The 23,110-nt window shown below is 69.5% G+C and carries 22 protein-coding genes; 19 read left to right on the plus strand and 3 right to left on the minus strand.

Features of this window, described 5'->3' with window-relative positions:
• Positions 1-39 precede the first annotated feature (39 nt).
• Positions 40-1,605 (minus strand): glutamine-hydrolyzing GMP synthase, encoded by a 1,566-nt coding sequence (guaA, locus tag ACLFOB_RS03625; protein ID WP_410924917.1) that lies wholly within the window; start codon positions 1,603-1,605, stop codon positions 40-42.
• Positions 1,606-1,853: 248 nt separating this feature from the next.
• On the opposite strand from guaA, the gene ACLFOB_RS03630 reads away from it, so the two are divergent.
• Positions 1,854-3,398, plus strand: coding sequence for a trimethylamine methyltransferase family protein (locus ACLFOB_RS03630; protein ID WP_410924919.1), 1,545 nt, complete (start codon positions 1,854-1,856; stop codon positions 3,396-3,398).
• Here the strand turns inward: ACLFOB_RS03630 and ACLFOB_RS03635 are convergent.
• Positions 3,353-3,688: a DUF6477 family protein gene (locus tag ACLFOB_RS03635; RefSeq protein ID WP_410916124.1), complete on the minus strand. Its 336-nt coding sequence runs from the start codon at positions 3,686-3,688 to the stop codon at positions 3,353-3,355. The two genes, ACLFOB_RS03630 and ACLFOB_RS03635, sit on opposite strands and share 46 nt — an antisense overlap.
• A 228-nt stretch (positions 3,689-3,916) precedes the next feature.
• On the opposite strand from ACLFOB_RS03635, the gene ACLFOB_RS03640 reads away from it, so the two are divergent.
• The 5 genes from ACLFOB_RS03640 to ACLFOB_RS03660 all read left to right on the plus strand — a co-directional run bounded on the left by ACLFOB_RS03640 (position 3,917) and on the right by ACLFOB_RS03660 (position 9,471).
• Positions 3,917-4,930, plus strand: a complete 1,014-nt coding sequence (locus tag ACLFOB_RS03640) for a DUF6456 domain-containing protein (RefSeq protein WP_410924921.1) — start codon at positions 3,917-3,919, stop codon at positions 4,928-4,930.
• A gap of 89 nt (positions 4,931-5,019) precedes the next feature.
• Entirely contained in the window at positions 5,020-5,964 is a 945-nt protein-coding gene (locus ACLFOB_RS03645) for a hydrogen peroxide-inducible genes activator (RefSeq protein ID WP_410924923.1), read from the plus strand.
• A gap of 261 nt (positions 5,965-6,225) precedes the next feature.
• Positions 6,226-6,825 (plus strand): Hint domain-containing protein, encoded by a 600-nt coding sequence (locus ACLFOB_RS03650; RefSeq protein WP_410924924.1) that lies wholly within the window; start codon positions 6,226-6,228, stop codon positions 6,823-6,825.
• 97 nt (positions 6,826-6,922) lie between these two features.
• A complete protein-coding gene (lipA, locus tag ACLFOB_RS03655; RefSeq protein WP_410916490.1) occupies positions 6,923-7,873 on the plus strand; it encodes a lipoyl synthase in 951 nt (316 codons plus the stop codon).
• 230 nt (positions 7,874-8,103) lie between these two features.
• The gene (locus ACLFOB_RS03660; RefSeq protein WP_410916491.1) at positions 8,104-9,471 is read left to right on the plus strand and encodes a class II 3-deoxy-7-phosphoheptulonate synthase; all 1,368 of its coding nucleotides are present in this window, start codon (positions 8,104-8,106) and stop codon (positions 9,469-9,471) included.
• 67 nt (positions 9,472-9,538) lie between these two features.
• Here ACLFOB_RS03660 and ACLFOB_RS03665 read toward each other — a convergent pair whose 3' ends face one another.
• Positions 9,539-10,165 (minus strand): PAS domain-containing protein, encoded by a 627-nt coding sequence (locus tag ACLFOB_RS03665; protein WP_410924926.1) that lies wholly within the window; start codon positions 10,163-10,165, stop codon positions 9,539-9,541.
• Between the two features lie 296 nt (positions 10,166-10,461).
• Here ACLFOB_RS03665 and ACLFOB_RS03670 point away from each other — a divergent pair, with 296 nt between their 5' ends.
• From ACLFOB_RS03670 to ACLFOB_RS03730, 13 genes are all read left to right on the plus strand, one after another.
• On the plus strand, positions 10,462-11,355 hold the full coding sequence (locus ACLFOB_RS03670; protein ID WP_410924928.1) for a YicC/YloC family endoribonuclease: 894 nt from the start codon (positions 10,462-10,464) through the stop codon (positions 11,353-11,355).
• A 5-nt stretch (positions 11,356-11,360) separates the two neighbouring features.
• On the plus strand, positions 11,361-12,002 hold the full coding sequence (gmk, locus tag ACLFOB_RS03675; protein WP_410924930.1) for a guanylate kinase: 642 nt from the start codon (positions 11,361-11,363) through the stop codon (positions 12,000-12,002).
• Positions 11,999-12,520: a gamma carbonic anhydrase family protein gene (locus ACLFOB_RS03680; protein ID WP_410916494.1), complete on the plus strand. Its 522-nt coding sequence runs from the start codon at positions 11,999-12,001 to the stop codon at positions 12,518-12,520. The genes gmk and ACLFOB_RS03680 overlap by 4 nt, the downstream gene beginning before the upstream one ends.
• A 113-nt stretch (positions 12,521-12,633) precedes the next feature.
• Positions 12,634-13,836, plus strand: a complete 1,203-nt coding sequence (locus ACLFOB_RS03685) for a trans-sulfuration enzyme family protein (RefSeq protein ID WP_410924932.1) — start codon at positions 12,634-12,636, stop codon at positions 13,834-13,836.
• Between the two features lie 86 nt (positions 13,837-13,922).
• Positions 13,923-14,981 (plus strand): ATP-binding protein, encoded by a 1,059-nt coding sequence (locus ACLFOB_RS03690; RefSeq protein ID WP_410916496.1) that lies wholly within the window; start codon positions 13,923-13,925, stop codon positions 14,979-14,981.
• Positions 14,982-15,146: 165 nt separating this feature from the next.
• Positions 15,147-16,184: a substrate-binding domain-containing protein gene (locus ACLFOB_RS03695; protein WP_410924934.1), complete on the plus strand. Its 1,038-nt coding sequence runs from the start codon at positions 15,147-15,149 to the stop codon at positions 16,182-16,184.
• Positions 16,185-16,254: 70 nt separating this feature from the next.
• Positions 16,255-17,631: a phosphate ABC transporter permease subunit PstC gene (pstC, locus tag ACLFOB_RS03700; RefSeq protein WP_410924936.1), complete on the plus strand. Its 1,377-nt coding sequence runs from the start codon at positions 16,255-16,257 to the stop codon at positions 17,629-17,631.
• Positions 17,632-17,644: 13 nt separating this feature from the next.
• Positions 17,645-18,949 carry a phosphate ABC transporter permease PstA gene (gene pstA / locus ACLFOB_RS03705; RefSeq protein ID WP_410916499.1) on the plus strand — a complete coding sequence of 435 codons (1,305 nt, stop codon included), beginning with the start codon at positions 17,645-17,647 and terminating at the stop codon, positions 18,947-18,949.
• 14 nt (positions 18,950-18,963) lie between these two features.
• Positions 18,964-19,764, plus strand: coding sequence for a phosphate ABC transporter ATP-binding protein PstB (gene pstB, locus ACLFOB_RS03710; protein ID WP_410924938.1), 801 nt, complete (start codon positions 18,964-18,966; stop codon positions 19,762-19,764).
• Positions 19,765-19,772: 8 nt separating this feature from the next.
• Positions 19,773-20,510, plus strand: coding sequence for a phosphate signaling complex protein PhoU (gene phoU / locus ACLFOB_RS03715; RefSeq protein WP_410916501.1), 738 nt, complete (start codon positions 19,773-19,775; stop codon positions 20,508-20,510).
• Positions 20,511-20,514: 4 nt separating this feature from the next.
• Positions 20,515-21,204 carry a phosphate regulon transcriptional regulator PhoB gene (phoB, locus tag ACLFOB_RS03720; protein ID WP_410924940.1) on the plus strand — a complete coding sequence of 230 codons (690 nt, stop codon included), beginning with the start codon at positions 20,515-20,517 and terminating at the stop codon, positions 21,202-21,204.
• A 110-nt stretch (positions 21,205-21,314) separates the two neighbouring features.
• A complete protein-coding gene (locus ACLFOB_RS03725; protein WP_410918163.1) occupies positions 21,315-22,589 on the plus strand; it encodes an NAD(P)/FAD-dependent oxidoreductase in 1,275 nt (424 codons plus the stop codon).
• A gap of 196 nt (positions 22,590-22,785) precedes the next feature.
• Positions 22,786-23,110: type II 3-dehydroquinate dehydratase (locus tag ACLFOB_RS03730; RefSeq protein WP_410924941.1), on the plus strand; the 325-nt coding region annotated here is incomplete at its 3' end.

Here is a 23,110-nt window from a genome sequence, read left to right on the forward strand (position 1 = left end):
GCCCTGATAAAAAAACCGTTACTCAATGCGGCCGGAACACTATTCCCATTCGATGGTGCCCGGCGGCTTGGAGGTGATGTCGTAGGTCACGCGGTTGATCCCGCGCACCTCGTTGATGATCCGCGTCGCCGTCTCTGTCAGGAAGTCGTGGGTGAAGGGATAGACGTCCGCCGTCATGCCGTCCACGCTTGTTACCGCGCGGAGCGCACAGGCGTAGTCGTAGGTGCGCCCGTCGCCCATCACGCCCACCGTGCGGACCGGCAGGAGCGCCGCAAAGGCCTGCCAGATCTCGTCGTAGAGCCCGTGGCGGCGGATCTGGTCGATATAGACCGCATCGGCCCGGCGCAGGATGGCGAGCTTGTCGCGGGTGATCTCGCCGGGGCAGCGGATGGCGAGGCCCGGGCCGGGGAAGGGGTGGCGCCCGATGAAGCGCTCGGGCAGGCCCAGCTCGCGGCCGAGCGCGCGCACCTCGTCCTTGAAAAGCTCGCGCAGCGGCTCGACGAGCCTCAAGCCCATCTTTTCCGGCAGGCCGCCCACGTTGTGGTGGCTCTTGATCGTGACCGACGGCCCGCCGGAGAAGCTGACCGATTCGATCACGTCGGGGTAGAGCGTGCCCTGCGCCAGGAACGCCGCCCCCTCGATCCGTCCTGCGTGCTCCTGGAAGACGTCGATGAAGAGCCGCCCGATGGTCTTGCGCTTCTCCTCGGGGTCGGAGACGCCCTCGAGCGCGTCGAGGAAGCGGTCCTGCTCCTCGGCGTGGATGAGCGGGATGTTGTAGGCATCGCGGAACATGCCCGTGACTTCCTGCGCCTCGCCCTCGCGCAGCAGGCCGTGATCGACGAAGACGCAGGTGAGCTGGTCGCCGATCGCCTCGTGGATCAGCACGGCGGCGACCGAACTGTCCACGCCGCCCGAGAGGCCGCAGATCACCTTCGCCTCGCCCACCTGCTCGCGGATCCTGGCGATCGCCTCGTCGCGGTAAGCGCCCATGGTCCAGTCGCCGGTGAAGCCCGCGATGCGCAGGAAATTGGCGTAGAGCTGCCGCCCGTTCGGCGTGTGGTGCACCTCGGGGTGGAACTGCACGGCGTAGAAATGCCGCGCAGGGTCGGCGGTGATGGCGAAGGGTGCGCCGGGGCTGGTGCCGAAGACCTCGAAGCCCGGGGCAAGGGCTGCGACGTGGTCGCCATGGCTCATCCAGACCTGCTCGGGGCCTTTCGCGAACCAGCCCTCCAGCAGGTCGAGCGGCTTGCCGGTGGCGTTGACCATGGCGCGGCCGAACTCTGCCGTGCCCTCGCCGCGCTCCACCCGGCCGCCCAGCATCTGCATCATCACCTGCTGGCCGTAGCAGATGCCCAGCACCGGCACGCCCAGCTCGAAGACGGCCCGAGGCGGGCGGGGGCTGCCCGCGTCGGGCACCGAGGCCGGCCCGCCCGACAGGATCACCGCCTTCGGCGCGAAGTCGCGCAGGAAGGCCTCGGTCACCTTCTGGAACGGGTGGATCTCGCAATAGGTATTCAGCTCGCGCAGGCGGCGCGCGATGAGCTGGGTGACCTGGCTGCCGAAATCGACGATCAGCAGGCGGTCGTGCTGGGTGGCATGGTCCATGGCCCGCTCCGTAAGGCGCGCGGGCTTCGGGCGCAAGCGCGGGGACGTGACACGGGGCAGGGGGGCTGTCCGCCCCCCTCGGCGGCTGGCGCCGCCTCACCCCCCGAGGGTATTTCGGGCAAGAGGAAGCAGCGGGGACCGCGCGGCCCATGTCGCTTTCGGACGAGGATGGCCGCAAATCGTCGCTGACGCGCCGGGGCAGCGCGGTAGACAGCCGGACACCGGGATCAGACAGCGCGAGGTGCGACATGGGCGAAGCGGCTGGCCGCAGGCGGGCACGGACGGGCGGCGGCGCGGCGCGGCGTGCCGAGCGCACCGCGCATCGCGTCGAGACCGCGCGCTTCATCGAGCGCGGCATTCCCGTCTTCGACATCCTCAACGCCGAGGCGCTGGAGATCATCGAGGCCAACGCCGAGACGGTGCTGGAGGAGATCGGCGTCAACTTCGTGTCGAACCCCGCCGCGCTCGACCGTTGGCGGGAGGCCGGCGCCGACGTGCAGGGCGAGCGGGTGCGTATCCCGCGCGGGCTGGCGCGGCAGCTCTGCGCCCATGCGCCCGCACGCTTCACCCAGCTTGCGCGCAACCCGGAGAAATCGGTGGAGATCGGCGGCGACACGATGGTCTGCGCGCCGGTCTACGGGCCGCCCTTCGTGCGCTCGGCCGCGGGCGGGCGGCGCTATGCCACGATGGAGGATTTCCGCAACTTCGTGAAGCTGGGCTACATGTCGAAGTGGCTGCACCACTCGGGCGGCACGGTCTGCGAGCCCACCGACATCCCCGTGAACAAGCGCCATCTCGACATGCTGCTGGCGCACATCCAGCTTTCGGACAAGCCCTTCATGGGGTCCGTGACGGAACCCTCGCGCGCGCAGGACTGCGTGCGGATGTGCGAGCTGCTGTTCGGCGCCGAGACGGTGCAGGACAACACCGTCATGACCTCGCTCATCAACGTCAACTCGCCGCTCACCTTCGACGACGTGATGATGGGCGCGCTGGAGGTCTATGCGGCGAACAACCAGGCCTGCATCGTCTCGCCCTTCATCGTCGGCGGCGCGATGGCGCCGGTCTCGGTCGCGGGGACGCTGACGCAGGTGCTGGCCGAGGTGATGGCGGGCGTGGCCTATGCCCAGCTGGTGCGCCGGGGCGCGCCGGTGATCTTCGGCGCCTTCGTCACCTCGATCGACATGAACTCGGGCGCGCCCACCTTCGGCACGCCGGAGGCGAGCCAGATCCTCTATGGTGCGGGGCAGCTTGCGCGGCGGATGAACCTGCCGTTCCGCTCCGGCGGCGGGCTCTGCGGCTCGAAGCTGCCCGACGCGCAGGCCGCCTACGAGACGACGCAGACGCTGAACGCCGCGCTTCTGGGCGGGGTGAACTTCATGCTGCACAGCTGCGGCTGGCTGGAGGGCGGGCTTGTCGCCTCCTTCGAGAAGTTCGTGATGGACGCCGACCAGCTGGGCGTACTGCACAAGATGGCCGCCGGCGTGCCCACCGACCTGAAGGCGCAGGCGATGGACGCAATCCGCGAGGTGGGACCGGGCGGGCACTACCTTGGCTGCGCGCACACGCAGGAGCACTTCAAGTCCGCCTTCTGGCGTACCGAGCTTTTCGACTACAAGCCGTTCGAGACCTGGGACGAAGAGGGCGCGCGCGACACGCAGGCGCTGGCCACCGCGCGGGTCGAGCGCCTCTTGTCGCACTACGAGGCACCGCCGCTCGACCCGGGCATCGCCGAGGCGCTGTCGGCCTATGTGGCCGGCCGCAAGGCCGAGATGCCCGACGCCTTCGCCTGAGCGGCTTCGCTCGCGGCGCGCAGCAGCCGCGCCTCTGCCATCAGCGCGATCAGCACCTCGACGTGGCGCGCCGCGGACCAGCCGGCGTCTCCGGCGGTGCGGCGCGCATCGAGGTCTGCCTCGAGTTCGAGGAGCGCCAGGGCGGCAGCCCCGTGCGACTGAACCGCCCCGTAGCCCAGAAGCCGCGGCAGATGCTGGTCGCGGCGATAGTCGGCCTGTCCCATCCGGGCTGCACGAATCAGGAGCGCGGGTCGGCGCAGCGCCGCAAGGCGGGTCTGGATGTCCTGCATGATCGGTCGTCCCTGTTCTGTCCCGGCAGGAGTGTTGCACACCCCAGGCGAGTGTTGCGCCGGCCCTGCCGGCAGCGTGCGGACGGCTGACTCAAGTTTATGAAATCGAAACAATGATCGGTCTTGGCGCGGGTCGTTTACTTTCGCGTAACGATTTCGCGCATAGGTTGTGGATAACTCTGTGGATTCATCGTGTGCTTGTGGGGGCACACGCCCAGGGGAGGGGAAATGGGGAAGCGCGAACCGGGTGCGACCGCCGCCGGCATGCCGGACTGGCTGCCTGTCGCCGTGCGACATTACCATCAGCATACCGAGGCAGGGCTGACGATTCGGCAGCTCGCCCGGGGCGCCGGCTGTCACGCCTCGACGGTGATGCGTCAGATCCGGCGCATGGAGGCGCGGCGCGACGACCCGCTCGTCGACGCCGGTCTGCGCCGACTGGGGCAGCGCGATGCGGGCCGGCTGCCGCCCTGCATCGATCGCGAGGCGGCGCGCATCCTGCGCCGGCTCGCGGAGCCCGGCGCGGTGCTGGCCGTGGCCGAAGGGATGGAAAAGGCGGTGGTGGTGCGCGAGACGCCCGAGGGCACCAGCCTGCGCACCGCGGTGCTGGACGCCGCGCTCGCGCAGGCCCTGGCGCTCAAGGAATGGATCGCCTGCCGCAAGTCCGGGCGGGTTGCACAATACTCGATCACGGGGGCCGGGCGGACGGCGCTCGCGCGGCGGGCCGAGGTTGCGCCCGGGCTGGGCGAAGCCGCCGCGGCGTTCGGCCATGCACCGGCGCGCGAGGCGCCGCGGGCACCCCGCTACGGGCCGGTCGAATCGCCGCTGCGGGCGCTGGCGCGCCGGCGCGATGCTCAGGGCCGTCCGTTTCTGTCCGAGGCGCTTGTCGCCGCCGGTGAGCGGCTGCGCGAGGATTTCGAACTTGCACAGCTCTGCGAAGCGGCTACCCAGGACTGGGACCGTTTCCTGACCGCGGGAACGACGGGTGGCGCCCCGCGTGCGGATGCCGTGAGCGGTCCCGCGGCGGCGCGTGCGCGCCTCGCCACCGCACTGGGCGAACTGGGTCCGGGGCTGGGCGATGTGGCGCTGCGCTGCTGCTGCTATCTCGAGGGGCTGGAAACGGCCGAAAAGCGGATGGGCTGGTCTGCGCGCTCGGGCAAGATCGTGCTGCGCATCGCGCTGCAGCGGCTGCGACGCCACTACGACGAGACGCTGGGGCCGGGCGGTCCGCTGATCGGTTGAGACAATTCGACTCGTATTGTCGCCAAACCCCGCGTTAGTGCCACATAGATCGAGCTTGCCAATTCGTCATCATGTGATAAGAAAAAATTATGAATATCACGCTGCGCCAACTCGCCTATTTCAAGGCGCTCGCCGAGCATCGCAACTTCGGCCGCGCGGCCGAAGCGGTGCATGTGAGCCAGCCCGCGCTCTCGGTGCAGATCCGGGAACTGGAGCGCACGCTGGGCGCGGCGCTGGTCGAGCGGCAGACGCGCGAGCTTGTGCTGACGCCCTTCGGCCGGGTCATCCTGAACCACGCGGAGCGGGTGCTGGGCGCCGTCGAGGGCCTTGCGCTGGCCGCGCGCTGGCGCGAGGGGCTGCGCGGGCAGTTGCGACTGGGCATGATCCCGACGATCGCGCCCTACATCCTGCCCGAGGCACTGGCCCGTCTGCGTGCGCGCGACATCGCGCTCGACGTGCAGGTGCAGGAGGGCAAGACCGGGCAGCTGCTGGAGTCGCTGCGCAGCGGGGCGCTGGACGTGGCCGTCATGGCGCTGCCGGCAGGCGCGGAGGGCATGGAGGAACACCTGCTCTTCGAGGATCGCTTCCTGCTGGCCGGCAGTGCGGCGCGGCTCGCCGGACTGGACGAAGCCGCGACCCTCAGACCCGAGGGGCTGGGCGACGGGCAGTTTCTGCTGCTCGAGGACGGGCACTGTCTGACCGACCAGACGCTGGAGGTCTGCGGGCGCAGTCGCGGGCACGCGCAGATCAACATGGGCGCCTCGTCGCTCGCCACGCTTTGCAGGCTGGTGGGCGCGGGCTTCGGGCTCACGCTGATCCCCGAACTCGCCGTTGCGGCCGAATGCCGTGCCGTGCCCGACATGGTGGTGCGCCGGTTCGCCGCGCCCGAGCCGTCCCGCCAGGTGGGTCTCGTGAAGCGACGCGGCAGCCTCGACAGCGCGGCGACGTCGGAACTGGCGGGGCTGCTGGCCGAGGCGGGAGAGGCCGCGCTGGAAGAGGCGCGGGGCAGGGTGGCGCCGCTCCGCGCCGCCTGACATCGCGGACCCAGCCGAATCGCGCCCGCCTGCGGCCACCCGCGACCACCCCTTTCGACCGGTCGGGGTAAACGAAGCGTAAGATGCGCTGCGCCGCTGCGGCCAGTTGCGGCGCCTCGCGTCAGCTGTCGCGTATACCGCACCGGTGCCGACTCTTCACCGCAGTCCCGCCACGGGAGAGCCCCGCTCGGGTCGCCTGCTTGGTCTCATCGCCTGCCCGCCGATCCGGCGCAGAGACCAGAGACCAGAGAGGTACCTCCCATGCTTTACCACGCAGAAACCAGCTTCGTTCCTGCCATTGCCGCCGGTACGCCCCAAGCGGCCTCGCTGCCCGCACCGGCACAGAGCGGGCTGATCGCCGGCACGCTGGTCGAGACCGACCGCGGCTGGCGCCCGGTGGAGGCGCTGCGCCCCGGCGACGAGGTGCAGACCTTCGACGGCGGCCTGCAGCGCGTGCTCACGGTGCAGAGGGAGGCCGTCACCGGCGCCGAGGGAGGGCTCGTGCTGATCCCCGGCGGCGTGCTGGGAGCGACCGTGCCGACAGAGCTTCTGCCCGCACAGCACGTGCTGCTTGTCCATCACGCGATCGAGGCGGCCTTCGACACGCCGGCCATTCTGGTGCGCGCGGGCCAGCTCGTGGGTCTGGGCGGCATCACCCGCCGGCCGGCCCGTGCCCGGCTGCGCGCGATCCGCCCGGGCCTTGCCGAGGAAGAGATCCTCTGGGCCAACGACGGGCTGCTGCTGCACGCGCCGCGCGCCCATGCCGCGACGCCCGACACCGAGAGTTTCTTCACCCGGCCCGGCACCGCGGCATTGGGCCGCGCGTTGCGCGCCGTCGAGGCGGCGCTTGCAGGGGCCTGATGGCGCGGCCGAATGGCCGGGATGCAACAGTGACGGGTGACGATCCCCGCCCCCCGTGCTACATGGCAGGCCAGAAAGACAGGAGCGTTGCCCCGACATGCGCGATCTGAACGACCCCGCCGTCCGCCACCCGGAAAAGGCCCATCGGCCCGACACCCCTCGCCTTCGCAAGCCCGACTGGATCCGCGTCAAGGCGCCTGCCAGCCCCGGCTACAATGCCACCCGCGACATCGTGCGCGAGCATCGCCTCACCACGGTATGCGAGGAGGCGGGCTGCCCCAACGTGGGCGAGTGCTGGGCGCAGGGGCACGCCACCATGATGATCATGGGCGAGATCTGCACCCGCGGCTGCACCTTCTGCAACGTGGCGACCGGGCGGCCCGACGCGCTCGACGTCTTCGAGCCGGGGCGCGTGGCCGATGCCGTGGCCAAGCTGGGGCTCGCGCATGTCGTGGTAACGAGCGTCGATCGCGACGACCTCGACGATGGAGGTGCGGGGCATTTCGCGCAGACCATCCGCGCGATCCGTCACCGCGCGCCGGACACGACGATCGAGATCCTGACGCCCGATTTCCTGCGCTGCGGGCCGGAAGCGCTGGAGACCGTCGTGGCCGCCCGTCCGGACGTCTTCAACCACAACCTCGAGACGGTGCCGGGGCTCTACCCCTCGGTCCGGCCCGGCGCGCGCTATTTCCATTCGCTGCGCCTGCTCCAGCGGGTTAAGGAGCTGGACCCGTCGATCTTCACCAAGTCGGGCCTCATGGTGGGCCTGGGCGAGACGCGGGCGCAGGTCCTGCAGGTGATGGACGACATGCGCTCGGCCGAGGTCGATTTCCTGACCGTCGGGCAGTATCTGCAGCCCACCCCGAAGCATCACGCGGTGGACCGCTTCGTGACGCCCGAGGAGTTCGCGTCCTACGAGAAGGCGGCCTGGGGCAAGGGGTTTTTGATGGTTTCGGCGACCCCGCTCACGCGGTCGAGCTATCACGCGGGCGAGGATTTCGCGCGGCTGCGCGCGAACCGCAAGCGGGCGCTGGCGGGCGCCTGAGGCGCCCGCGCCGCCGCGCGCGGCGGCAATTGGGTATTTGGGGACCATTGAAAGAGGGGCGGGCGCGCCCGGGCCTGTGCCGCGGGCTGAATGGGCCTTAAGGCGCCCGCGCCGGGTGCTGCTGGTGGCCCGCAGCGTCGGCGGCGCAGGGCCGCGCGATGGGCAATTCCCGTCTGGAAACGCGCGATGCCCCGCGGTAAGCAGGACACCCGAGCGGCAGGAGAGTGACGATGACGGACTGGGTGAAGTCGGGCTGGCGGGCGAAGCCCCGCGTGCAGATGCCGGACTGGCCGGAGGCGGAGGCGCTGACGGCTGCCGAGGCGCAACTGTCGAAGTATCCGCCGCTGGTCTTCGCGGGCGAGGCGCGGCGGCTCAGGACCCTGCTGGGACAGGCGGCGCGCGGCGAGGCCTTTCTCCTGCAGGGCGGCGACTGCGCAGAGAGCTTCGAGCAGTTCAGCGCCGACCTGATCCGCGATACCTTCAAGGTGCTGCTGCAGATGGCGGTGGTGCTGACCTACGGTGCCAAGGTGCCGGTGGTGAAGGTGGGGCGGATGGCCGGCCAGTTCGCCAAGCCGCGCTCCTCCCCGGTCGAGGTGATCGACGGGATGGAGCTGCCCGCCTATCGCGGCGACATCGTCAACGACCTGGCCTTCACGCCCGAGGCGCGGGTGCCCGACCCGCGGCGCATGCTGCAGGCCTATACGCAGGCCGCCGCCACGTTGAACCTGCTGCGCGCCTTCTCCACGGGCGGCTACGCCGACGTGCATCAGGTGCACCAGTGGACGCTGGGCTTCACCGAAAGCGAGAAGGCCGCCCGCTATCGTGCCATGGCGTCACGGATTTCCGACACGCTCGATTTCATCAAGGCGGCCGGCGTGACGGGCGACCAGGCGCATTCGCTGCAGACGGTCGAGTTCTACACCAGCCACGAGGCGCTGCTGCTGGAATACGAGGAGGCGCTCTGCCGGCGGGATTCGACCTCCGGCAAGTGGCTGGCCGGCTCCGGGCACATGATCTGGATCGGCGACCGGACGCGCCAGCCCGACGGCGCGCATGTCGAATTCGCGCGCGGGGTGATGAACCCTGTGGGGCTCAAGTGCGGCCCGTCGATGACGGTAGACGATCTGAAGCGCCTGCTGGCAACCCTGAACCCGGCGAACGAGGCCGGGCGGCTCACGCTGATCGCACGATTCGGGGCGGGCAAGGCGGGCGAGCACCTGCCGAGACTGATCCGAGCGGTCGAGGAGGAGGGGGCGCAGGTGCTCTGGGTCTGCGACCCGATGCACGGCAACACGATCAAGTCCGACAGCGGCTACAAGACCCGCCCCTTCGACGCGGTGCTGCGCGAGGTGCGGGAATTCTTTGCCGTTCACGGGGCCGAGGGCACGATCCCTGGCGGGGTGCATTTCGAGATGACGGGGCAGGATGTGACCGAATGCACCGGCGGGGTGCGCGCGGTGACCGAGGCGGACCTGCACTCGCGCTACCACACGGCCTGCGACCCGCGGCTGAATGCCAGCCAGGCGCTCGAACTGGCGTTCCTCGTGTCGGAGGAACTGACGCAACTCCGCGATCCGGGGCGGCGGAAGGCGGTCTGATCCCGGCGCGGGGGAAGCGGTTTGCAAACCGCTTCAAGGGCCTTGCAAGGCCCTTGTCCCGCGCCGCTCAGCCGTCGCTGTCCGGCTTTACAAGCCGCAGATGCGGCGCAGCGCGGCGCGGTGGCGCGTCATAACCGCGGCCGGGTTCGGCCAGCCCCGGGGCAGGTGCGCGGGCCGGCCTGGGCGCAGCGGCGATGTCGCGCAGCGCCACCTCGGCAATCGTGAACTGCCGGGGCGCGCGGCCGATCCGGCCTTCCGTCTCCAGGCATCCTAGCACCCGGCTGACCTCGTTCGCATCGCTCAGAAGGGGCAGCATCAGCAGCCGCCCGGCGAGCGTCGGGCGCCCGAAGCCGGGCTGTGCCTCGAGCGCCAGCCGGGCGATCGACGGGCGGTCCATGACCGCTTCGACTGCGCCTCCAAGTGTTTCTTGCGCCGCGCCGGCAAAGAGCGCGGAGAGCGGCAGTCCCCGCGCCTCGGCGCCGGCGAGGTCGCTCAGGTGCCGTCCGGCAATCCTCAGCCGGCCTTGCCGCGGCGCGATCCGCTCCAGGATGAACGCGTATTCCAGGGCATCCTCGATGCCGCGCGGATCGATTTCGGCGCGCGCGGGCACGGGCCTGCCGCCGCGCAGCGCGTGCCAGTAATTCTCGACCAGTCCGACGGCGCGGAAGCGCCGGGCCTCCCTGAAGCTTGCCATGCGGATCACCTTTCCGTTGCCGGCCTTTGGGTCGGTCGTCGCTGCGCGCGCCGGCTGGCGCGTCGCGCAATGCTCCTTGCGCATGAGTTCGCCCCTCATCGAACGCCCCGCCATCGTGCGGCACGGGCTCGGCGGGCGCGCCGGCACGTCAACCCTGCCTTCACAATGGTTACCCTGCCATTAATCTCGCACGGTTTTCGCCGAATTCGCAGGGAAATCGGAACGATTGGTTAACCTGCCGGGGGTTGCCCCCGCCCCCTCGCCTGGCATAGCTGGCGCGGTCGGAGCAGGGGAGGGTGGCCGTGATCCGCTCGATGACGGGCTTCGCCTCGGGGCGGGGCGCCGGGCTGGGACAGACCTGGAACTGGGAGCTGCGCGCGGTCAACGGGCGCGGCCTGGACCTGCGCCTGCGCCTTCCCGAGGGGATCGACGGGCTCGAGGCCGGCCTGCGCGCGCGGCTGCAGGAGGTGGTGAGCCGCGGCAATGTCACGCTGAACCTGCGCATGGCGCGCAGCCCCGAGGTGGAGGCGGCGCAACTCGACCCCGCGCGCCTCGACGGGGTGCTGCAGGCGGTCGCCGCCGTGGAGGCGCGCGCCGCGGCGCAAGGTCTGGAACTCGCGCCGGTGCGGGCGACCGACCTGCTGGCGCTGCGCGGCGTGTTGCGCGAGACCGCGCCCGAGGCCGATCCGGCCGCCCTGCGCGCGGCGCTTCTTGCGGATGTCGAGCCGGTCCTGGAGGCCTTCCTCGCCATGCGGGCGGAAGAGGGCCGCGCGATCGACGCGGCGCTGCGGCGCGAGATCGACACGGTGGAGCGGCTGGCGGGCGAGGCCGCGGCCGCAGCCTCGGCGCGCGCCGGTGCTGCGGGCGACACGCTTCGGGCGGCACTCCTGCGCCTGCGCGCGGCGGTCGAGGTGGACGAGGGACGCATCGCGCAGGAGCTTGCGCTGATCGCCGTGAAATCCGACGTGACGGAAGAGCTTGACCGGCTGGCCGCGCATGTCGCCGCGGCGCGGGCGCTGCTCGCCGCCGGCGGCGCGGTGGGCCGCAAGCTCGATTTTCTGACTCAGGAGTTCAACCGCGAGGCCAACACGCTCTGCGCGAAGTCCGGCGACACCGCGCTCACCGCCATCGGGCTGGAGATCAAGGCGGCGGTGGACCGGATGCGCGAACAGGTCCAGAACGTGGAGTGAGGAACATGGCGACGCGGCGCGGCCTTCTGATCATCCTCTCCTCGCCCTCGGGCGCGGGCAAGTCCACGCTGGCGCGGCGCCTGCGGGACTGGGATTCCTCGATCGTCTTTTCCGTCTCGGCCACCACGCGGCCGCCGCGCGCGGGCGAGGTGGACGGGCAGGACTATCGCTTTCTCGACGAGGCGCGCTTCAAGGCACAGGTCGCCAGCGGCGAGATGCTGGAGCACGCGCATGTCTTCGGCCATTTCTACGGCTCGCCGCGCGCGCCCGTCGAGGCGGCCATCGACGCGGGGCGCGACGTGCTCTTCGACATCGACTGGCAGGGTGCGCAGCAGATCCGCAACTCGGCGCTCGGGGTGCACACGCTGTCGATCTTCCTGCTGCCGCCCTCGATCGGCGAGTTGCGCCGGCGGCTGGAGACGCGGGCCAAGGACACCTCCGAGACCATCGCCCGGCGAATGCAGAAGAGCTGGGACGAGATCAGCCACTGGGACGGCTACGATTTCGTCCTCGTCAACGACGATCTCGACGCCACCGAGGAGAAGCTGCGCGTGATCGTGACCGCCACCCGCCTGCGCCGGCTGCAGCAGCCGGGGCTGACCGACCACGTCCGCCGCCTGCAGGCCGAATTCGAGGAGACGACATGACGCTTTACGCTTTGGACGGCGTTGCCCCCGAGATCGCCGGGGACACCTGGGTCGCGCCCGACGCCAGGCTGATCGGTCGCGTGATCGTGGAAGAGGGCGCCTCGGTCTGGTTCGGCTGCACGCTCAGGGGCGACAACGAACCCATCACCGTGGGCGCAGGCTCGAACGTGCAGGAGAACTGCGTCGCCCACACCGACATGGGCTATCCGCTGGTGATCGGGCCGGGCTGCACCATCGGGCACAAGGTCATGCTGCACGGCTGCACGATCGGGGAAAACTCGCTGATCGGCATGGGCGCGATCGTGCTCAACGGCGCGCGGATCGGCAGGAACTGCCTGATCGGGGCGGGCGCGCTGATCACGGAGGGCAAGGAGATCCCCGACGGCAGCCTTGTCATGGGCGCGCCGGGCAAGGTGGTGCGGGCGCTGGACGACACGGCCATCGAGGGGCTGAAGTGGTCCGCGTTGCATTACCAGGAGAACATGCGCCGCTATCGCGCGGGCCTGACGGCGGTCTGAGCGGCGCACGGGGCAGGGGGGCTGTCCGCCCCCCTCGGCGGCTTTCGCCGCCTCACCCCCCGAGGGTATTTGGGGCAAGAGGAAGGACCGGGCGGACCCGGTGCAGGTGTGCGATGGCAGAACAGAGACCGGGCCTGATGCGGCCCTTTCCGGTGACCACAGGGGTGAGCGCGCCGGTGGCGGCGCCGATCCAGCCCTCCGTGGTCTATGCGGCCGAGAGCCCCACGGCGCTTGATGCGCAGTACGAGGGGCGCGTGCAGGGTCATACCTATGCGCGCGAGGGCCATCCCAACGCGGCGGCGCTGGCCGCGCGGATCGCGGCGATGGAGGGCTGCGAGGCGGGACTTGTGACCGGCTCGGGCATGGCCGCGGTGGCGGCCGCGCTGATGGGGCTGCTGGCGGCGGGCGACCACGTCGTGGGCAGCGACCAGCTCTATGGCCGCTCGCTGCGCCTGCTGCGGGAGGATCTGCCGCGGCTTGGGGTGGCGGCCGGTTTCGCGGATGCGACGGATGCGGCGGCGGTTGCCGCGGCATTGCGGCCCGAGACGCGGATGATCCTGATCGAGACGGTCTCGAACCCGATGCTGCGGGTGGCCGACCTGGAGGGAATCGCGGCGCTGGCGCGGGAGCGCGGCGTGCTTCTGGCGGTGGACAACACCTTTACCACCCCGCGGGCGCTGCGGCCCTTCGAATACGGGGCCGACATCGTCATCCATTCGGTGACCAAGCTGCTGGCGGGGCACGCGGACGCGACGCTGGGCTGGGTGGGCGCGCGCGACGCGGGCCTGGCGGAGCGGATGGAGCGCTTCGCGGTGACGCTGGGGCTGACGGCGAGCCCCTTCGACTGCTGGCTGGCGGAGCGGGGCCTGTTGAGCTTCGATCTGCGCTACGACAGGGCGGAGGCGACGGCGGCGGCGCTGGCCGACCGGATCGCCGGGATGCCGGGGGTGCAGAAGGTGCTCTACCCGGGGCGCGCCGACCATCCGGACGCCGCGCGCGCGGCGGCGCTGCTGCGGGGGCGCTTCTGCAACATGGTGAGTTTCGAGATCGCGGGCGGGCGGGCGGCGGCGGATGCCTTCGCCCGCGCGGCGGGGCAGGCGGGCCTGCCGCTTGCCCCGACGCTGGGCGACGCCGGCAGCACGCTGTCGCATCCGGCAAGCTCGTCGCACCGCGGGCTCACGGCCGAGGGGCGCGCGGCGCTGGGGATATCGGAGGGAACCTTTCGGCTTTCGGTGGGGCTGGAGGATCTCGAGGCCCTGAGCGCGGCGCTGGCGCGGGCGGCAGAGGCGGGCGCGGCAGAGGCGAGGGCGGGCTGAGCACGCTTTACAAGCGCCGCGGGCTCTGAAATCTACGCTGCGCGCCGCGGCCGGCACCGCGGCCTTTTCCCTGCGTGGTCCTCCTCATGTCCCAGCCTGTCGTCGCCTCGCTCGTCGCTGCCCTGCCGATGCCCGCCGTTGCCATCGGCCCGAACGAGCGCATCGAGACCGCCAACGAAGCCGCCGTGCGGCTCTTCGGCGAGGGGATCGAGGGGCGGCATTTCATCACGGCGCTGCGACAGCCCGGACTGCTCGACGCGATCGAGGGGGGCCTGCGCGAAGGCCAGCGCCGGCAGGCGGATGTCCTGACCCACGACCGCGGGCAGGATCTGGTGTTTCGCGCGACGGTGGCGCCGGCGCAGCTGCGCGAGGGGGCGCTGCAGGGGCGCGGCGTGCTCGTGATCCTCGAGGACGTCACGCCGATGGAAAAGGCGGGCCAGATGCGGCGGGATTTCGTGGCCAACGTCAGCCACGAGTTGCGCACGCCGCTGACCGCGCTGATGGGATTCATCGAGACGCTGAAGGGACCCGCGCGCGAGGACCCCCAGGCGCGCGAGCGGTTTCTGGGCATCATGGAGGCCGAAGCGGGACGGATGAACCGGCTGGTGGGCGACCTGCTGTCGCTGAGCCGGGTGGAGGCCGACGAGCGGATGCGCCCGGCGGAACGTGTTGCGCTGGGCGGGCTGCTGCGGTCGTGCCTCAACGGTCTCGCACCGCTTGCGGCCGAGGCCGGCGTGACGCTGGTGGATGCGCTGCCTGCGGGCGAGGACGGCCCCGAGATCCCGGGCGACCCGGACCAGCTTCGGCAGGTGTTCGGCAATCTCGTGGAGAACGCGATCAAGTATGGCGGACGGGGCTGCGAGGTGCGCCTGTCGATGGATCCGCCCGCCTACGAGCCGCGCCTGCGCGCCACCGGCGTCTGCGTGCGTGTCTCCGACACCGGGCCGGGCATCTCCGAGATCCACCTGCCGCGGCTGACCGAGCGATTCTATCGCGTCGACAACCACCGCTCGCGCGAGATGGGGGGCACGGGGCTGGGCCTCGCCATCGTCAAGCACATCGTGAATCGCCACCGCGGGCGGCTGCGAATCGAGAGCGCGCCAAGCGCGGGCAGCACCTTCAGCGTCGTCCTGCCGGTGGACTGAGGCGCGGCCGAACGGTCTGACGCCACGGCAGTGGCGCGCGCAGCGCCCGGAAAACAGACATGTCGCAAAACTGTTACAAATGCGTCACAAAAGCATAGTGCAGGCGGCCTAGTGCCGGGGCGAGATCGCGCTGCCGCGGTCCTCAACAGAACCTGGGAGTAATCCATGAGCTTCGTGAAACTTTCTGCCTCCGCGCTGGCGATCGCCGCCATCGGCGCGACCGCAGCCTCGGCGCGCGACGAGATCCGCCGCGTCGGCTCGTCCACCGTGTTCCCCTACACGCAGGCTGTTGCCGAGCAGTTCGCAAACAACACCGACTTCCCCTCGCCGATCGTCGAATCGACCGGCACGGGCGGCGGCATGCAGATCTTCTGCGGCGGCATCGGCGAGGACTATGCCGACATCACCGGCGCCTCGCGCCGCATGAAGGCGTCCGAATACGAGCTCTGCGTCGAGGGCGGCGTCACCGACATCACCGAGGCGCGCATCGGCTCGGACGGCCTGTCGATCGCCATCTCGCGCGACAACGACTTCGACTGGGATCTCACGCTGGAAGAGATCTACCTGGCGCTGGGCGCCATGGTGCCGGTCGACGGCGAGTGGGTCGAAAACCCCTACACCACCTGGGACGAGATCAACTCCGACTTCCCGGAGACCGAGATCGAGGTTCTGGGCCCCCCGCCGACCTCGGGCACCCGTGACGCCTTCGTCGAACTGGCGATGTGGGAAGGCTGCATGGAGCTCGACTACGTCAAGGACGGCGAGTACGGCGAGGACTGGGTCGAGGAGAACTGCTCGCGCATGCGCACCGACGGCCCCTTCATCGAGGCCGGCGAGAACGACAACCTGATCGTTCAGCGCCTGCAGGCCAACTCCGACGCGATGGGCATCTTCGGCTACTCCTTCCTGTTCGAGAACCAGGACACGCTGAAGGCCGTCACGATCGAAGGCGTCGAGCCCATGTCGGAAACCATCGCCGACGGCTCCTACCCGATCTCGCGTCCGCTGTTCTTCTACATCAAGAACGCGCACCGCGGCGTGATCCCGGGCTTCAACGAGTTCCTCGAAGAGTACATGTCCGAGGACGCGCTGGCGCCCGGCGGCTACCTCGAAGAGCGCGGCCTGGTTCCGCTCTCCGAAGACGCCCGCGACGAACTGCGCGAGCGCGTGGCCGACGCGGTCACCATGGATCCGATCGAATAAGTCGGCTCCCACTGCATCAGACCGCCCGGCCCCGTGCCGGGCGGTCACCAGTTTTTTCAGGTCGGTGCCCATGACACTCGCCCCCTTCGTCATCCTGCTGCTGGCCGCCGTCGTCGGTTATGCGATCAATCTTCAGGCCGCCCGTGCGATCCGCGCCGGGGGCACCCGGCTGCATTCGCTGGAAAGCTTTCACGCGCTCTTCTCGTTGCTTCTGATACTCGTGCCGGTGCTGGTGCTCGTATTGATCTGGCTCGCCGTCGAAGGCGCCGTGATCCACTGGGTCCTCATGGCATCCCTGCCCGAGGGCGTTCTTGACGGGATGGGATCGGGGCAGATCCAGCTCATCGGCGCCGAGATCCGGTCGATCGCCGGGGGCCGCGTCTTCGGAACGCCCGAGGACTGGAAGCTGGAGGCGGCGGACCGGCTGGTGCGCTACCGCGCGATCTCCTCCTGGCTTCTGGTCGTCGTCGTGGTCCTGCTGTCCGCCGGGCTGATCGCCTTCGCGCGCAGCAGGGTCGCGGCCGAGTTCCGCGCGCGGCAGCGGGTGGAGCGGATCACCTCGGGGCTGATGATCTTCTGCGCGACGGTGGCGATCTTCACCACGGTGGGCATCGTCTTTGCGCTGACCTTCGAGACGATCAAGTTCTTCCAGCTCGTCCCGTTCACGGAATTCCTGTTCGGCCTGAACTGGGAGCCGCAGATCCCGATCCGCGAGGACCAGATCGCGGCCGAGGGTGCGTTCGGCGCAGTGCCGGTGTTCCTGGGCACCATCGTGATCGCCTCCGTCGCGCTGCTTGTGGCGGTGCCGGTGGGCCTGCTGACGGGCATCTACCTCAACGAATTCGCGCCGCGAAAGCTGCGCGCGGGGGTCAAGCCGGTGCTCGAGATCCTCGCCGGCGTGCCGACGGTCGTCTACGGCTTCTTCGCCATCCTCGTGGTGGCTCCGGCGCTGCGCACCTGGGGCCAGAGCCTGGGCCTCGACGTGGCCTCCAACACCGCGCTCGCGGCGGGCAGCGTGATGGGCGTCATGCTGATCCCCTTCATCTCGTCCTTCGCCGACGATGCGCTCTCGGCGGTGCCGCAAAGCCTGCGCGACGGGGCGCTGGCGCTGGGGGCGACGCGGGCGGAAATGATGCTGAACGTGCTGTTCCCCGCGGCCATCCCCGGCATCGTCGGCGGCATCCTGCTGGCGGTCAGCCGGGCCATCGGCGAGACGATGATCGTCGTGATGGCCGCCGGCCTGATCGCGAGGATGACCATCAATCCGCTCGACAGCGTGACGGCGGTGACCGTGCAGATCGTGACCCTGCTGATCGGCGATACGTCGTTCGACGACCCCAAGACGCTGGCGGCCTTCGCGCTTGGCATGGTGCTGTTCGTCGCGACGCTGATCATCAACGTCTTCGCCTTGCGGATCGTCCGCAAGTACCGTGAAATCTACGACTGAGGTCCGCGCAGAGATGACCGACATCACCAACGAAAACGCCCGCGCGCGCCCCGTCTACGGCACCGCAGCCGTCGTGCAGAAGAGCCTCGCGCGGCGCAACCGCAAGCAGGTCATGCTGCAGGCACTGGGGCTGGCCGCGATCTCCTTTGCCCTGCTGATGCTGGGCATCCTGCTCTTCTCGATCGTCGCCACGGGCTACCACGCCTTCACCCAGACCCATGTCGAGATCGAGGTCTATGTCGATCCCGAGAAGGTCAGCGAGGACGACCCGCGCAGCGGCGCGTTCCGCGACGTTCTGAGCGACTCCATGGGGCAGTATTTCCCCGATGTGGACATGTCCGATGTCGCCGCGGCGCGCGAGGTCTCGTCGATCCTGTCGAACGGGGCGCAGTTCACCCTGCGCGACATCGTGGTGGAAGACCCCTCGCTGATCGGCGAGACGATCAGCCTGAAGGTGCCGGTATCGGACCCCTACGACCAGCTTGCCAAGGGACTGGTCGGGCGCGACACGCCCGAGGAGAACCGGCGCGTCAACGACGCCGCGATCGAACGGTTCGACCGGCTGGACGAACTGGGGATCGTCTCGACGCCGCTGAACACAGCGCTCGTCACAGAGGCCGATTCGCGCTTTCCGGAGCTTGCCGGCCTGAAGGGGGCGCTGGTGGGCTCCTTCTGGGCGCTGCTGACCTGCTTCCTGATCTCCTTTCCGCTCGGCATCGGCGCGGCGATCTACCTGGAGGAATTCGCGCCCAAGAACCGCGTCAGCGACTTCATCGAGGTCAACATCAACAATCTGGCGGCGGTGCCCTCGGTCGTTTTCGGCCTGCTCGCGCTGGCGGTCTTCATCAACTGGTTCGGACTGCCGCGATCCGCGCCCTTTGTGGGCGGCCTCACGCTGGCCTTGATGACGCTTCCCACCATCATCATCGCCACCCGCGCGGCGCTCAAGGCGGTGCCGCCCTCGATCCGCGAGGCGGCGCTCGGCGTGGGCGCCTCGAAGCACCAGGTGGTCTTCCAGCACGTCCTGCCGCTGGCGATGCCGGGCATCCTGACCGGCACGATCATCGGTCTTGCGCAGGCGCTGGGGGAAACCGCCCCGCTGCTGCTGATCGGGATGAATGCCTTCATCACTTCCGCGCCCGCGTCGCCCTTCGACAGCGCCACGGCGCTGCCGACGCAGATCTTCATCTGGGCGGACAGCCCGGAGCGTGGTTTTGTCAGCCGGACCTCGGCCGCAATCATTGTGCTGCTCACGTTCCTGATCACCATGAACGCCCTGGCAATCTACCTGCGCAACAGGTTCGAACGGAAATGGTGATAAGGAGAGCCGGCATGTACGACGTCCAAAGCCACGCGGAGCAAGCCTTGCAGCAGCACGACATCAAGATCTCGTCCCGAAACGTGCAGGTCTATTATGGCGACACACAGGCCCTCAGGGATGTCGACATAGACATCGAGGACAAGACGGTGACCGCCTTCATCGGCCCCTCGGGCTGCGGGAAATCCACCTTCCTGCGCTGCCTGAACCGGATGAACGACACCATCGACATCGCCCGCGTCGAGGGCACGATCCTGCTCGACGGCGAGGACATCTACGACAGGAACCTCGACCCGGTGCAGCTGCGCGCGCGCGTCGGCATGGTGTTCCAGAAGCCCAACCCGTTTCCGAAGTCAATCTACGACAACGTGGCCTATGGCCCCAAGATACACGGCATGGCGCGGACCAAGGCGGATCTCGACGAGATCGTGGAACGCGCGCTGCGCCGGGCCGCACTCTGGGACGAGGCCAAGGACCGGCTTCAGGCCTCCGGCACCGGCCTCTCGGGCGGCCAGCAGCAGCGGCTCTGCATCGCCCGCGCCGTGGCGACCGAGCCGGAGGTGCTGCTGATGGACGAGCCGGCCTCGGCGCTCGACCCGATCGCCACCGCGCAGATCGAGGAGCTGATCGACGAGCTGCGGCAGACCTATTCGGTGGTGATCGTCACCCATTCGATGCAGCAGGCCGCGCGCGTCAGCCAGAAGACCGCCTTCTTCCACCTCGGAAACCTCGTGGAATACGGCGAGACCTCGAAGATCTTCACCAACCCCGAGGATCCGCGCACCGAAAGCTACATCACCGGTCGGATCGGATAAGGACCAAGATGCAGGAAACGCCGCATATCACCTCGGTCTATGACCGCGACCTCGAGGCCATACAGGCGCGCATCATGAAGATGGGCGGACTGGTCGAGGCCGCGATCATGCATGCCGCCAGTTCGCTCGAGACACGCGACGAGGCGCTGGCCGAGCAGGTCCGGCATGACGACGCAGTGATCGACAGCCTGGAGGAACAGATCAACGAGGAAACCGCGCGCCTGATCGCCCTGCGCGCGCCCACCGCGGGCGACCTGCGCCTGATCCTTGCCGTGATGAAGATCGCCGGCAACCTCGAGCGCATCGGCGACCTGTCCAAGAACATGGCCAAGCGCACCGGCGTCCTGATCCAGATGCAGACCATCCCGGGCGCGCCCGCCGCGCTCCGGCGCATGGCGCGCGAGGTGGAGCTGATGCTCAAGGACGCGCTCGACGCCTACATCCAGCGCGACGAGCGGCTTGCGCGCGACGTTATCCATCGCGACGCCGATGTGGACCAGATGTACAATGCCATCTTCCGCGAGTTCCTGACCTTCATGATGGAGGATCCGCGCAACATCACCGCCTGCATGCATCTGCACTTCATCGCCAAGAACATCGAGCGCATGGGCGACCATGTGACCTCGATCGCCGAGCAGGTGATCTTCCTCGTCAGCGGAGAGCCCCCGCGCGAGCAGCGGCCCAAGGCCGACAAGACCTCGCTCGACCCCAGGCTCGCGCCCGATGCGGACGAGGCCGGAGACTGAGACCATGCCAGCCGATCAGCCCGTCGTCCTGGTCGTCGAGGACGAACACGCACAACGCGAAGTCCTTTCCTACAACCTTGAAGCCGAGGGGTTCCGCGTGGCCCGTGCCGCGAACGGCGAAGAGGCGCTGCTGCTCGTCGAGGAAGAGGCGCCCGACCTCATCGTGCTGGACTGGATGCTGCCCAACGTCTCCGGCATCGAGGTCTGCCGCCAGATCAAGTCGCGCCCCGAAACCCGGGGCGTTCCGGTCATCATGCTCTCGGCCCGGTCGGAAGAGGTGGATCGCGTGCGCGGGCTGGAGACCGGGGCCGACGACTATGTGGTCAAACCCTATTCGGTGATGGAGCTGATGGCGCGGGTGCGCGCGCAGCTGCGCCGCACGCGGCCGGCCTCGGTCGGGCAGCAGCTGATCTATGACGATGTCCTGCTCGACGCCGAAACTCACAAGGTCTTCCGGGGCGACAAGCCGCTCAAGCTGGGGCCGACCGAGTTCCGCCTGCTGGCCACCTTCATGGAAAAGCCGGGCCGCGTCTGGACGCGCGAGCAGCTTCTCGACCGTGTCTGGGGGCGTGATATCTACGTCGATACCCGGACCGTGGACGTGCATATCGGCCGGCTGCGCAAGGCGCTCTGCCAGCACGGCGGCCCGGATCTCGTGCGCACGGTGCGCGGCGCGGGCTACGCGCTGGGATAATCCCTTTCTGACAATGGCTTGCGCGCCGCTCTCGAGGTGGCATGCGCGCCCTTGCACTGCTGCATCGGGCGGTGTTTCCTGCCGCGCAAGGGTGTTGCGCGGAGCCTTTCTTGGGTAACCTGTGGGAAACGAGTGCGGCCGAGCAGATCGCGGCGCCGCCGCTGGAGCACGAGGTCAGCGCCGATCTCGCCATCGTCGGCGGCGGCTATACCGGGCTTTCGGCGGCGCTGCACGCGGCGGAACGCGGCGCTCGGGTCGTGCTGCTGGAAGCCGACCGCTTCGGCGCGGGTGGGTCGGGCCGCAACGTCGGTCTGGTCAATGCCGGGCTCTGGCTGCCGCCGGGCGACCTGATCGACCTGATGGGCGAGGACGCGGGCCGGCGCTTCAACACGGCCATGGGGCAGGGGCCCGACGCGGTCTTCGACCTGATCGAGCGGCATGGCATCGCCTGCGAGCCGGTGCGCGCGGGTACGCTGCACTGCGCCCATGGGCACGCCGGGATGGAGGATCTGCGCCGTCGCCACGCTCAGGGCCTGGCCGCCGGCGCGCCGGTAACGCTCCTGTCGGCCGCAGAGGCGCGCGCCCGCACCGGCAGCCCCGCCGTGCAAGGCGCGCTGCACGATGCGCGCGCGGGCACGATCCAGCCGCTGGCCTATGCACGCGGGCTTGCACGCGCCGCGCAGGAGGCGGGCGCGCGGCTTCACGAAACCTCTCAGGTCACGGAAACGCAATACGAAAACGGTGTCTGGCGACTGGTCACGGGGCAGGGCGGCCGGGTCGCGGCGCGGCATCTGCTCTTCGCCACCAACGGCTATCACCGCGCGCCGCGTGGCGGTGACCTGCCGCGCCTGGCGGTTCTGCATTTCTTCCAACTCGCGACCGAACCGCTGCCCGAGGACCGGATCGCGGAGGTTCTGCCCGGCGGCGAAGGCGCCTGGGACACCGGAACGGTGATGACCTCCTTCCGCCGCGACGCAGCGGGCCGCGTGATCCTCGGCGGCATGGGACGGGCAGACGGGCTGGCGCGCGGGCTGCATCATGGCTGGGCGCGGCGCAAGCTGGCCGCGCTCTATCCCGCGCTGGCCGGCGCGCGCTTCGAGCACGAGTGGACCGGACGCATCGCCGTGACCGGCGACCACATCCCGAAGGTCCTCGAGCCGGGCCGCGGCGCATTGGCGGTCTTCGGCTATTCCGGCCGCGGCATCGCCCCGGGCACCATGCTGGGGAGGGCGGCTGCGGAGGCTCTGCTGGAAGATCGTCCCGAGGCGCTGCCACTCAGCCCGCTGGCGAGCTATGAGGACAGCGCGCCGCGATTGCGCAGCCTGATCTACGAGGCCGGCGCGATGGCGTGGCATCTCGCCGGTGCAAGGATGCGGCGAGGCTGACGCGGCGCGTGGAGCGCGATGCCGCAAGAGACAGTCGCATAATCAATATTATGTTAAATAATGACGGCTGAGGTCTTCCGCACAAACCCGGCATGTGCCTTGAAAACCTCGGCTGCCGGCCTGTCGCGGCCCATCGCGCTGGACAGGCTGCGATGCGCGCGGCTAAGCAGACCTGCGAACGACCGGACGTCAATCGATGCCCCTTGTCCTGATCCTGAACGGACCGAACCTGAACCGCCTCGGCCAGCGCGAGCCCGATGTCTACGGGCGTGTCACGCTGGACGAGATCGAGCGGATGTGCCGCGCCCACGGCGCGCGCCACGGGCTCGAGATCGAGACGACGCAGAGCAATCACGAAGGCGTCCTGATCGACCGCATCCAGGCGGCCGACAACGAGGCCGACGGCGTCGTCCTGAACGCCGGCGCCTACACGCATACCTCCGTCGCGTTGCGCGATGCGATCGCCTCCGTCGCCATCGCGGTGGTCGAGGTGCATCTGTCGAACGTGCACGCGCGCGAAG

It is taken from the genome of Rhodosalinus sp. (assembly GCF_046542825.1).
In the GTDB taxonomy this organism is placed as follows: Bacteria; Pseudomonadota; Alphaproteobacteria; order Rhodobacterales; family Rhodobacteraceae; genus Rhodosalinus.